This window comes from Chryseobacterium sp. GM_Chr_2 (assembly GCF_026540445.1).
In the GTDB taxonomy this organism is placed as follows: domain Bacteria; phylum Bacteroidota; class Bacteroidia; order Flavobacteriales; family Weeksellaceae; genus Chryseobacterium.
The window spans coordinates 125,175-137,213 of the sequence record NZ_JALNUD010000007.1 but is presented as its reverse complement, the minus strand read 5'-3'; the positions used below and the strand labels follow the sequence as shown (position 1 = coordinate 137,213).

General features: G+C 34.4%; 10 protein-coding genes. All 10 read right to left on the bottom strand.

Translation table 11 applies throughout. From position 1 onward, the window contains the following. Nucleotides 1–220: 220 nt before the first annotated feature. The 10 genes from tssD to OXQ85_RS12500 all read right to left on the bottom strand — a co-directional run bounded on the left by tssD (nucleotide 221) and on the right by OXQ85_RS12500 (nucleotide 12,030). Complete coding sequence (gene tssD / locus OXQ85_RS12545; RefSeq protein WP_267405015.1) at nucleotides 221–625, bottom strand: type VI secretion system tube protein TssD; 405 nt, start codon at nucleotides 623–625, stop codon at nucleotides 221–223. Nucleotides 626–1,019: 394 nt separating this feature from the next. Beyond that, nucleotides 1,020–1,592 (bottom strand): hypothetical protein, encoded by a 573-nt coding sequence (locus tag OXQ85_RS12540; protein ID WP_267405014.1) that lies wholly within the window; start codon nucleotides 1,590–1,592, stop codon nucleotides 1,020–1,022. A 191-nt stretch (nucleotides 1,593–1,783) separates the two neighbouring features. After that, the gene (locus OXQ85_RS12535; protein WP_267405013.1) at nucleotides 1,784–2,131 is read right to left on the bottom strand and encodes a hypothetical protein; all 348 of its coding nucleotides are present in this window, start codon (nucleotides 2,129–2,131) and stop codon (nucleotides 1,784–1,786) included. A gap of 3 nt (nucleotides 2,132–2,134) precedes the next feature. After that, a complete protein-coding gene (locus OXQ85_RS12530; RefSeq protein ID WP_267405012.1) occupies nucleotides 2,135–3,805 on the bottom strand; it encodes a hypothetical protein in 1,671 nt (556 codons plus the stop codon). 6 nt (nucleotides 3,806–3,811) lie between these two features. Continuing rightward, on the bottom strand, nucleotides 3,812–5,749 hold the full coding sequence (locus OXQ85_RS12525; RefSeq protein WP_267405011.1) for a phage baseplate assembly protein V: 1,938 nt from the start codon (nucleotides 5,747–5,749) through the stop codon (nucleotides 3,812–3,814). Nucleotides 5,750–5,796: 47 nt separating this feature from the next. Further along, nucleotides 5,797–6,654, bottom strand: a complete 858-nt coding sequence (locus OXQ85_RS12520) for a lytic transglycosylase domain-containing protein (RefSeq protein ID WP_267405010.1) — start codon at nucleotides 6,652–6,654, stop codon at nucleotides 5,797–5,799. 59 nt (nucleotides 6,655–6,713) lie between these two features. Continuing rightward, nucleotides 6,714–9,209, bottom strand: coding sequence for an ATP-dependent Clp protease ATP-binding subunit (locus OXQ85_RS12515; protein ID WP_267405009.1), 2,496 nt, complete (start codon nucleotides 9,207–9,209; stop codon nucleotides 6,714–6,716). A gap of 74 nt (nucleotides 9,210–9,283) precedes the next feature. Continuing rightward, a complete protein-coding gene (locus OXQ85_RS12510; RefSeq protein ID WP_267405008.1) occupies nucleotides 9,284–9,595 on the bottom strand; it encodes a hypothetical protein in 312 nt (103 codons plus the stop codon). A gap of 414 nt (nucleotides 9,596–10,009) precedes the next feature. Next, the gene (locus OXQ85_RS12505; protein WP_267405007.1) at nucleotides 10,010–10,567 is read right to left on the bottom strand and encodes a hypothetical protein; all 558 of its coding nucleotides are present in this window, start codon (nucleotides 10,565–10,567) and stop codon (nucleotides 10,010–10,012) included. A gap of 95 nt (nucleotides 10,568–10,662) precedes the next feature. Continuing rightward, nucleotides 10,663–12,030: a hypothetical protein gene (locus OXQ85_RS12500; RefSeq protein ID WP_267405006.1), complete on the bottom strand. Its 1,368-nt coding sequence runs from the start codon at nucleotides 12,028–12,030 to the stop codon at nucleotides 10,663–10,665. Nucleotides 12,031–12,039 lie beyond the last annotated feature (9 nt).

Sequence of the window (12,039 nt, the reverse complement as noted above, 5' to 3'; positions counted from 1 at the left end):
GGATCCTTGTGTTTGTGTTTATTTTTATTATCATTTTCCATTAATAATCCAACAACATATTCACAGCCAACATTTCATTTAATATAAAAATGAATTTACATTAGAAATTTATTAATCCTAAAAAGAACTAATTTCTTAAACAGAAAAACAGAATAGTCAACTCTGAAAAGAGCAACTATTCTGCTTACCAATTTTATTTTTACTAAGATGATTGTAGGTTTTAGTTCCCCGGCCAGATACCTTCGTAAGCAGAATTACCATAATTGATTTTCTCTGCACTGATAATAAAGCTAATCAGCATACTATTTTCATCTACCGCGTCGAAGTCTACTTCGTGTTGAATTACATATCCGTTTTCCCAGTTTAGCGTAATTAAAGTACCTTCTTCGTGAGATTTGTTGAATGTAATTTCACCTTGTGTAGGCTTGTATTTTCCGTTCAATAAACTTTCAAGGATGTCTGATTTTTCAGTAGCTTCTACAGTAAGCTTGATGATTGCATTAGATGGATCTGATGCTACACGTCCTGAAACGTCTGTAGATCTTGATACACTGTAGTTTAGCTTCAATAATTTTTGACCTTCTCCGCCGTTGAATTTTAAGATTCCTCTTGAATTTGCTGCCATGTTTTGTAAATTTTAATCGTTAATATTTTGTGATTTGGTAATAATTTGTGATTTGATTGTGAAACAAAGATATGGTTGATAATTTTATCTGAAAAGCTTTTAAAAGTGAATTTTATTTTTTGTAGTAATTCTACGATTTGGTGTAGTAATTCTACGATATTAGATTTAATTAAAAATATTACTACCTGAAAATCAATATTTTATTACAATAAAATTCAATTTAAAAACAATTAATTTTAACACCATAATGAGAAATATTAAGATTAAATTAAGTTAATTTTAAACTTTCTTAACATATCTTAATTTAATTTTTTGAACATAAAAAAATCTGAAAATTGATATTCTCAGATTTATATTTATTAAATGATTTTTTCTTTTTGAATGCGAAGGGGTTTTACGATCCGCCATTCTTTTTATATAAAGCCAAACATTGCGCTTCATAATCAAAACACAACGCATCACTGAAGTTTTCAAGATATGTTTTCGGAAAAACCATTTTTGATTTAATAGTTGGAATTTTCTGCAATTTTCCTCCCGAAACTTTATAAAAATCGCCCAAATATTCATTGGTTAAAAGATTGATGCTCGATTTTCCTTTGGCTTTTTCACCAAAATCTAAGCGTAAAATATCATCTACTCTTCGCATTTTCACCAGTTGTATTTTCTTTGCTTTCGGATCATATTCGAAAACGCATTGAAAGCCCGATCTGTCGAAATCATTCCAGAATTCAAAACCTTTTTTTGTAGAAACAAGCATGTTTCCAAAATTTAGCTTTTGGATTTTTCCACTTTGGATTTTTTTAAATTTCTGCGTAGATAAAAGGCAAATTAATGTTTTTGAATCGCTGTCGATTCGAATGGTATCTTTTATTAAATCTCCGTCTAAATCTTTTACCAACTTTTGAACCGATTGCCCAAAAACTACCACAGATAAAAAAGCGAAAACTAAAAAGGTTATTTTTTTCATTACAATCAATTTAATTATAATTTACTTTTAACATTCAGAAATTAAGAGTATTGAGCTTAAAAAACTTAATAAAATCAATTTATTGATTCTTAATTGAATACATCTTAATTAACTAAAGTCCTTAATGTTAGGAAAAGAATAAACAAAGTTTATTTTAATTTAGAAAATTAAGAAAGAACTATCAAATTTATTTACAATTCCATGAAATATTTCACAAAAGAATTGGGATTATCAAGCTGATAAAACACCATATTTAAAGTCAATATACAAACAAAAGCAAGGTAAAAAACCATTAAAACAACGATTAAAAAAGATCGGAAACCATTATCTTTTACTGTTCTTATGCAAAGGGTAATGAGCAAATAAATGACCGTTGTTACAATACCGCTGATTAATCCAACTTCTACAATAATCTTGTTAATATTTTTCAAACTAAATTCCTGAGAAAGATGCAGTGCAAAGTATCCACATGTAGAAACAATGACTGATACTATAAAAATGATGAGACTGGATATTATTAATCTAAATTTACTTTTCATATACTATTTTTTCATGTATCCCGGATTTTTCCCCGAGCTGAACGAATTTTTTAATCCAGATTCTACTTCCGGCCAAAACTGAGTGTGACTTAAACTATGAGAAGCCATGGCTAGATAAGGGATTGTTCCTGGGCGCGTCATCATATCTTTATTGGTATCTGCTTCATCTTCGGGAGTCACCAAATCGGCAAAATACTGTTGAACCAACACATGATATCTTTCGAAATTTCCTCTTAAAATTTTAAGCTGTGCATCCAAATTCCCTGTCAGAATATACTCTGCATTGTTAATATAATCAATATATTGCGCCAATTGATCGGGTTTGATGAACTGACTTAGCAACCTCATCAAAACCTCTTCTAGATTATTATTGTGAACCGCAGACGATGCTCCGGAAATGAATTTTTTACAGTTCGCTCTTTTATTTCTGCTGTGATACGGATCTTTATCAAATATCGGAACATGAAGAATCGGCAAACCTTTGGTCTGCTTTTCCGGGCTCCATGAAGTGACTTCAATAGTATCTGTAATTCCTGCATTCGCCTTAAAAACTTTTGCTAATGAACTCAGAATATAACTGTCTTTAACCCCGGATTTTATATCAAACAAAACATTTAAAACTCTCAATCCCTGTGTCAGATTCAGGTTTTTTGCCCATGTTAAACGGCTGTAGCTTCCGCCTTGGATATAATTTCGGTGAACCCCATCCGTCCATTGTAAAAAGCTGTTCAGCAAGGTGATAAATTCACTTTTTTCTTTTGCTAAATTAGAATTCTCAAGTTTTACAGAATTAAGATATTTGATGAATTCGGCGGTAATCATCTTAACGGCTAAAAACGCCTTCGCCATTTCCGCAAAAGCAGCTATTCCTTTCTGTTTTGAAGGTAAACCTTTCAGATATTTCATAATAACATCTCCTTTCACACTTTTTAGAAGGTTAATTCCTCGTTCAAATTCATCCATCTTCAAAGCTTTTATCAACCCTTCAAGATTCACCAAACTGAAATCGGCAATCAGCTGTTGCGTTAAATCATATTCATTATGAACGTTAATGATTTGGCATTGCTTGTGTAATTTAGTATGATTCAGCTGATGTTTATGTTGAAAAAAAGGAGTCGATAAATACGTAATACTCTTTATTTTCCAAGCTTTTGGATATTTAGAATCGGTCGCGATCAATTCTGTAAACTGATTGATAACATTTCCGCCATGTGAATGCCCGATCAGGTGAATATGAACCTCCTGATTTTGCCAGAATTTATACACTCTTAAAAATAAATCTAACAACCTTGTTGCGGCGAGGTTTCTTTCTTTGGTATCATTGTCTCCCGACCAGCTGAAAAAACTTCCTTCGATATGAAGATTCAGAAACTGAGGTTTTAATTCCTTTATTTTGTTCCAAAAATTATCTTTACTCGCCTGCCAGTAATCTGTGTTTGCCTGATGTTTTTCGCCCGTAGTATTAACGGGATCGGTGGTTCCCGCCACAAACATCACTACATCATAAATCTTGTTATTTTTGGGAGGACTTCCCTGCATACCGTACGTCACACCCGTTTCTTTACCTTTCTGAATGACCTGACTTCCGCTATTTTCAATAATATCTTTAGCGTAAGAAAGATTATTTCCTCCGGTAGTTTCCACAATATTTCCTCCTACGAATGTCTGTTTCATAGCCCATTAATAGTTTTTGGATTTCTCTCCGGAATTATTTTGTACTTCTTTATCAGAATGCTGTTCGTAGTTCCCCGTACTTTGGGTGGTAATTTTCCCGTTGCTGGTGCTTACCCTGTCTTTATCAGTATGAGATTCTTTATTTCCCTGAATATATTCTACCATTTCACCCGTAACATTCGTGATAAAATTGGTGCCGACATTTAAAGTATTCAACATGCCGACACTGCCGCTTCTGTTCATGCCTGCAATTTCAGAAATATTCATTCCTACGTTGGTATTCATATTTTCACCTACGTTGATGTTCATATTTTTACAATTCAACGTCATTGTTTCGGGAGCAGTAATCGTAATGTTGCTTCCGGTGGTGTCTAAATGAATTTCATTGCCTGATTTATCGGTAATAATAATGCTTTCGTCTTCCGTAAAAACAACACGGTGACCACTTCTTGTCTGAATCGATTTCACGCGGTTATCCGTTCCGCCACCTAAACCAACGCCGCCATGAAACATTCCGCCCATGACGAAAGGTCTGTCGGGATGGCTGTGCACGAAATTCACCATCACCTGATCTCCAACTTCAGGAATCGCAACATACCCTCTGTTTTGAGTAATTTGATCGGTTCCACCAGCATCGGGGCTCATCATTCGGATAAAGTGGGTCGTATCATTGGTTTGCCAGTCGAATCTTACCTGAACTCTTCCCTGCCCTTCCGGGTCGGTATTTGAAATAACAGTTGCAATTTGAGGTTCGGCTTTTGGCGTTTTAAATTCAGGTTTTGGTAAAAACCCGGTGTCGGAGGCAATGCCTTCAAAACTTCCTGAATATCGACCTATGGTATCAATCTCATGGGAAACTTCGGTCACCATAATTTTTGTGAAATAAGATGATTCGTTGCTGTCTAATTTTCTCATCTGAACGTCTGCAACGCAACCCGGATGAAGAAACGGAACCGTCGTATTTCCCGAAATTGAAAAAACATTCACCGCTTCACTTCCTGATGCACTTTTTTGAGAATATTCAACATCAAGATGAGTGGCAGCCTTTATCGGAGCTACCTGAAGCGCAGGTGTTTTATAAATTTTATCGTTGTGAGAATATGCAGTTTTAGCCAAATCGCCAATATGCTGAATCGGAGTTTCTCCCGACCGTAATTTTTCGTTTTTATTACTGTTGTAGCCGTAAAACTGAGGTTTGGTATGAACCGCTTTTAATTCTACTTTTACATCATTCACATTACTTCCGTAGATTAACTTAATTGGTTTATTCTGAGCCGGAAGTTTCCCGAAATGAAGCACTTCCCCATCATAATAAAACTGCTCGCCATAAGCTTCTGCCATTCTCGCCAGATAATTGTAATGGGTCTCATCATACTGGCTGCTGTAGATGATTTGAGAATAATCATTGGTATCAATTCTTACATCAAATCTACCTTTATCGATTCCCTGTTTGATAACTTCTTCAGCAATAATTCCCATATTTACAGGCTGGCTTCCGCCAAAACTCTGAATATGAGGTGCGCCATCAAGCAAAACTGTAGGACTATAACCTGAAAGGACAATATTTCCCAACGTCATTTGCTCCTGACTAAAACCAACGCCTGTAATCACTCCAACGAATGTTCTTTCCGGGCTGCTTTCAATATCTTTATAAGAAATAACGGCTGTTAAACGTTTTCCTAAAAATTTATTCGCCTCTTCCAAAGAATGCGTCTGACGATCTCCCAAAGCATCGTGCGCCAGGGTGAGAGAAAACTCGTGATGTCGTTTTGCGCTTTGTGTCAGCTTAAAATGCTTGTAATAGCTGATAACTTTTCCTTCGATCACCAAAGATAATTTCACCAAACGATTGATTCCTGTGTGATGACTTTGAGAAACTCCGTCGGCATTCTGTGACGGACGGAACGAAGGGCTTTTCAATATATTTTGTGATTCTGTATTCATATTACCTGTGATTTGGATAGGTTAAACATGAGTGCTTAGTGTTATAATTATTTTATTCCTTCCTTTACAGAGCGGGAAAGAATTTTATTTTTTCTTAATAAAAAGTCGGGCATCAGATCTGTCGGAAGATACAACGTGCTTTCGCCTTTGCTTTGAAGTTCTTCATTAATTCCGGGATTCCAAGACATTAATTTTTCTACTTCTACATCCAATTCATCGGCAATGATATTTAAATTAAATCCTGCATTAATTTCCGTTTCCGACAGATTAGAACCGTGTGTTTTCGCTCCCGAACCTGCCAGAAATACGGTATTCATTCTCGATGAATTATAGTTACTTAAAACCGTTGGCAATTCTCCGGTTGCATAACACGCATTGAGGTATTTTTTAACATGATTAATGGTTTCTAAAGGCAAAAATTTAGAAAAAACATGATATTGAGAAGATCCTGCCGCAGCCATTGCTTTGGCAATATTTCCTTCGCCACAGTTATAAGCCGCCACCACCGTTACCCAATTATTATATTTTTTATACAGATTGGTAAGGGAAACCACGGCCGTTTTGGTACTTTTATACAAATCATTTCTGTTTTGCTGTGAAAGCCCATATTGATTGGCGTGAGAGGTCATAAATTGCCAAACGCCCACTGCGCCGGCTCCTGAAGTGATATTTCTGTTGAAATGAGATTCTATTAATGCTAAATTTCTCAAGTGTCGGGGCAGCCCTTTTTCAGCAAGAGAATATTCAATAAAATCTACAATTTCTTTATTAGCATTAATGATGCGCTGATACTTTTTCACACTGCTTTCCGAAGTATCGGAAGCATCGAGAAACTGTGCATTCATAAGGCATGAACACGATAGTAAAACCAGCGTTAGTACAATATTTCTGAAATTTGGTGTCATCGTTTTTATTTTTTAAGCGAATGAGCAAATTAAAATTTCCCCATTCGCTTTCTTTGCATTTACTCTACTTTCCAGCTCAGTTTTTCCTCTTCAGCATTCCAGTCTACATGGATTGTCTGTCCGGATTTTACTTCTTCTCTCACAATCATTTTCGAAATCGGTCTTGCCAACTGAGATCTAATCACTCCGGAAATCTGTCTTGCTCCATATTTACTGCTGAATCCGCCTAATGCTAAGTTTTTCACCGCTTCATCAGAAATTTTTAAACTCATTCCTAATCTCGTTAAAGAATTATGAAGTGATTTTAACTGAATATTAAAAATTCTCTCCGCAATAGATTCTGTAATTGGTGCAAAAGGAATAATTTCCGTGATTCTTGCCAAAAATTCTGGTCTGAAACGTCCTGAATTCGACATGATTTGCATTAACGATTTCGATTCCGGAATTTTACCTTCTTCAAACTGCTTTACAATTTCCTCACTTCCTATATTTGACGTAAACAAAATTAAGGCATTACTGAAATCTCCTTCTTTTCCAAGCTTATCATGAACTTTTCCTTCGTCCATGATCTGTAAAAAGACATCAAAAACCGAGTGATGCGCTTTTTCAATTTCATCAAACAAAACCACTGTGTAAGGCTGTTGACGGATTTTATTCACCAACATACCACCTTCTTCATATCCGACATATCCCGGAGGCGCTCCGTATAAAAGTGCCGCTGAATGTTCTTCTTTAAACTCTGACATATCAAAACGAACCATTGCCTTTTCATCATTGAAAAGTAATTCTGCCATAGATTTTGCCAACTCTGTTTTCCCTGTTCCTGTTGGACCAAGAAGGAAGAATGAACCAATTGGCTGTCCCGGTTTGTTTAATCCACTTCGGTTTTCAACAATCGCATCAGAAAGGATTTTCAAGGCATGATCTTGTCCGACAACTCGGTTCATCAAAAGACCTTCCATATTCAGCAATTTTTCTTTTTCCTGAGCCTGAATTTTCCCGATCGGAATGTTTGTTTTTGCAGCCATTACAGCTGCCAACTCCAAGCGATCTACCTTTTCTCTCTTTATCGCTGCGTGCTGTAAAAGCTCTGCGTAAGTATCTTCAATAATCTTCTGAATAGCATCTACAGGCATTGAATTGTCAATTTGCGGTTGCTCGCTCAAAGAGCCCCACAAAATTGGACTGATTTTATCTCTCAATAAATTATAATTCCAGATCAGTTCGTCTGCTTTATCTTTTTCATCCAAATATTCTTCAGCCTGTAATACTTCATAAGTTGTTTTCCAGCTTTCCAGTTCTTTTTCTGAAAGTTCGTCCAACATTTTGATAGCAGCCATCGTTCTGTCTAACAAATCAATAGCTGCATCAGGTAATTTTTTACCTTTCGCATATCTTTTAGCCAAACGAACACATTCCGGAAGTGCCGCTTTTTCAACTTCAATTCCATGGTGTTTTTTGTAACCGTCTAATAAAACATCTATCATTTTCACGCACGTTTTTTCGTCCGGTTCGTTCACCGTTAAAACTTCAAAACGACGGTTGAAAGCCTGTTCCGGTTCGATAATTTTTCTGTATTCTTCCTGAGTTGTCGCTCCGATTACGGTGATTTCACCTCGTGCTAATTCAGGTTTAAGCAAATTCGCAACGTTTCCGATGCTTCCTTTTGGGTCTAAAAGGGTATGAATTTCATCAATGAAAAGAATCGCTTTTTCAATCTTTTTACATTCGTTGATTACTTTTTTCAAACGGTCTTCAATTTCGCCTTTATAAGAAGTTCCGGCTAACAGAGCTCCAGTGTCGAGCTCTAAAAGTGTTCCGTTTTTCAACATTTCAGGAACATTTCCTTTGGTAATTTCGATGGCAAAACCTTCTACTAAAGCTGTTTTCCCAACTCCCGGTTCTCCAATGATAATAACATTTGGTTTACTTCTTCGACAAAGAATTTCAACCAACATTCTCAGTTCTTTATCTCTTCCGATAATGTTTTCCAAATCTCCTTTTCTTGCCTGAGCTGTTCTATCTACACAATAGTTTTTAATGGAAGGAAAAGAGTTATCTGAATACTCTGAACCGTTTGAAAAAATTGAATTGAATTCTCCATTATCTGAAATTTCGTACGGAGTATCTTTTCTGTATAAATTGAAAATCTCATGTTCTCTAAGAGGCAGAGATTTAAGTTGTTGTAAAGAAAAAGCAACCTGAGGTTTTACAATCGCCGTTAAAATACAAATTGGAGTAATTTCGTCTAAACCTAATTTTAAACGAATATCATCCGCTTCTTCCATAAGAGTATCTACCACATCATCTTCGCCTACTTCATCCGGAAGATGTGTCGTTTTAGGATAATCTTCAATTCGCACATCTGCCCATTCGTAGAAATATCCGGGGTCTTTATCAATGCCTTTTAAAAACTCATTAAGACCAATATCTTTGTGCATTAAAGCCCGTAAAATGTGTGGCCCGCCATATGTTGCATTATAATTCTCCCTCGCAATAGACTGTGCGATGTGAAATAGTTGTTTTACAGTTTCGTTGGTTACCAGTACTCCCATTTATAATTTTCTTATATTAATAAATTGTGTTTGTGATTGTTCTATTTCTATAGCAAAAAACAGGCTAAATTTCTTTAATAAGAAAATTCCTGTGTTAATGCTTTTTTATTTTTATCTGTTATTTCTTTTTTAATCGGTCTTTGTGATGAATCCAAAGTGAATTTTATACTCTCAGTATCTAAAACTTCTTTATTTTGTTCAGTTTTACCATTCTTCACTCTATTGGAAAAATTGTATTGAGTTTTTACAATCTCAATTTGTCCCGATTGATAATTATATTTGCTTTCAATAGCTGACAAAGGCAATTCTGATTGTTCATTAAGCTTTTTCAAGGCTAATTTTCTTTGTTCTTCGATACCGATAGGATTCCATTTTTTATCAACCAAAACAGAAGCATTTACGATATTGTATTCATACTCTTTTTCTTCGGAAATATGATTATTGCTATAAGCATACGTTTTTTTAACAAAATGGTTAATCAGTTTTTTTGAATCTGACTGATCTGTTTTCCCTGAATATTCAATTGAGCATAAACATCATCGGGAAAAGCAAATTCGTATGCTGATGATTTCAGATCGATGGTTAACATTTTATTTCCGGATGGTTTATAAAAAATTACTTGACCGTTTATTTTTTCAAAAGCCGTTTTATTGTTGGGAAATTTATTTTTGGAACTAAAACTATTTATAGCAATATTCGTTTCATTGGTATACTTTTTTGATTGACATGAAATTACAATCAAACTTAATAGCAAAAAAAGTGAGATGATATTTTTACATTTAATTGTCATTAATTATTTATTATAGTTCTTTCACCTCTCCTGTTTCACCATTAATAATATAAGTAACCGGAACAAATGCCGGAGGTTCACCAATCCCAAATTCGGGATTTTTATTAGGTTTTCCTTCTTGTATTGTCACCATATACTCTTTCTTATTCTCATCAAATTTAACTGTAAAAGCTTCTGTACCATTTTCGCTAAACCTCCCTTCTCCAGTTGAAATATTAATTAATTTCTTTTTATCTAAAATTTTCAAAACATCGGAAGGCTTTATTTTTCCAAATTTTGCATCTTCATCTTTTGTTTTCAAATTTCCTTTTTCATCATAATATTCAGAAACACCGACATTTGTATACTGCCCAAATTTAATTTCTTTCTTTTTAATAAAACCATCTGCGTAAAACTCTTTATACACAGAAAAAAAAGAAGGTGCAGATTCTCTTTCATATTGTAGCCCTACCGAATTCCCTTTTGGATTTTCCATCATATAAATTTCATTTCCGTTTGGAAGCTTATATAAAAAATCTGAATCTTTTTCAAACTTTAAAGCTAGCTCTCTGTCTATTTTTTCTCTCATAACTCTTTTTTCCGGATCATTTTTTTTTCCATGACTTTGCCCGTCACAAGAAAGAAATATTGATAATAATACAATAACCAAATATCTCATAATGTTTAATTAATCTTATTATTTAAAATTTTCCAGTGCCAATAATAGGAACAAAATCGCTCAATACCTGCTAAATGGCTATAATCCATAATATTATTTGTTTTTTTTGCCTGATAAGTAAATTTTGCAGGCATCGTTCCTTGTGATATACTCGCAAAAGTATGTGGTAAATTCATTGCATGCATTGTTTCATGGGCTATAGTTGCTTTATTATGCGTTTTAAAATATACCCCAAATTTAGAATTTCCATATGCAAAACCATTCCAATTACCACTTTCTCCAATAAAATAAAGTCTGTAATGATTGTCATATTTATTTCCAAACTGGCTTTTAACTTTATCTTCTAAATATTCTCGCAAGCCATTACTTTTAGTTACCGTAAAAACACCTCCAATATTTGTGCAAAAATTACTTTTAAATTTATTAAAGAAAAAATTCCCTGTACAATCTAAAATTTCTTCCGTCATAGAGACTGAAACCAAGGCTTGTGACATACATTGAGAAAAAAAAGTTTTGCCTCCCGCTGCAGGCTTTCCAATAACAGCAACATTATTAGCATCGGTTTTTACTTTAACAATAACTACATCTATTTTTTTTACAACACCAACATCATTAGGATGAATTCTCAGCGCACCACAAACCTCATCATCTGCTTTTACATAGAGAATTTGTTCTTTGGAAAAGGATTCTTTACATGTAATTTTCAAATAATTGTATTTATCATACTTCCCTTTTTTAACATCTCCTATTTCCTTTACATTTAAACTGAGATATTTTTCAGCATCTTTTTCTTTAAATTCAAACGTTAATTTCTTCGGTTTTTCCTGAATTTCAATTTTAAGTGTGAGTAATGCAGATTTTCCTTTAAACAAAGTTAAAGTCGGAATTGGATATAGATATGGTTTTTTATTAACTTTTTTCCAAACCACCGAAAAGCTTTTATAACTTTTTAGTTTTTTGTCATACATACTCAACTCTTTTTTGAAATAACCATCCGGATTATTTATGGTATCTCTTGACCAACCATTTGTATTCTGAAATGGTGTAACGAAAGTACTTTCTTCAAAATATCTTCCCATGATAGACCCAAACCATTCATCCCCTTTTTGACCAGAATCTCCTTGACGAAGCCAATCAAATCCAAAATCAGGAGTATTCATATATTTATCATGTGGTCTGAACTGCACCAAACATTTAGCCTTAATATCTCCCGCTGAAGGCTTCGAAGGAGTACCATAGCTAACCCCTTTCTGCGATCCTTTTTCTGAAACCACTTCTGCAGAACTATAAATAATATCACTTTCAGAATATATATTGTAATCTTGTTCTATGGTTTCAAAAATTTTACCTCTTACTATTCTTGTCCTGCTCATACATCAACA

What these genes read in the sequence shown, in the direction of transcription:
- tssD (WP_267405015.1), bottom strand. Translation starts at nt 625, where the DNA reads ATGGCAGCAAATTCAAGAGGAATCTTAAAATTCAACGGCGGAGAAGGT.
- OXQ85_RS12525 (WP_267405011.1), bottom strand. Translation starts at nt 5,749, where the DNA reads ATGAATACAGAATCACAAAATATATTGAAAAGCCCTTCGTTCCGTCCG.
- OXQ85_RS12530 (WP_267405012.1), bottom strand. Translation starts at nt 3,805, where the DNA reads ATGAAACAGACATTCGTAGGAGGAAATATTGTGGAAACTACCGGAGGA.
- OXQ85_RS12505 (WP_267405007.1), bottom strand. Translation starts at nt 10,567, where the DNA reads ATGAGAGAAAAAATAGACAGAGAGCTAGCTTTAAAGTTTGAAAAAGAT.
- OXQ85_RS12515 (WP_267405009.1), bottom strand. Translation starts at nt 9,209, where the DNA reads ATGGGAGTACTGGTAACCAACGAAACTGTAAAACAACTATTTCACATC.
- OXQ85_RS12540 (WP_267405014.1), bottom strand. Translation starts at nt 1,592, where the DNA reads ATGAAAAAAATAACCTTTTTAGTTTTCGCTTTTTTATCTGTGGTAGTT.
- OXQ85_RS12535 (WP_267405013.1), bottom strand. Translation starts at nt 2,131, where the DNA reads ATGAAAAGTAAATTTAGATTAATAATATCCAGTCTCATCATTTTTATA.
- OXQ85_RS12520 (WP_267405010.1), bottom strand. Translation starts at nt 6,654, where the DNA reads ATGACACCAAATTTCAGAAATATTGTACTAACGCTGGTTTTACTATCG.
- OXQ85_RS12500 (WP_267405006.1), bottom strand. Translation starts at nt 12,030, where the DNA reads ATGAGCAGGACAAGAATAGTAAGAGGTAAAATTTTTGAAACCATAGAA.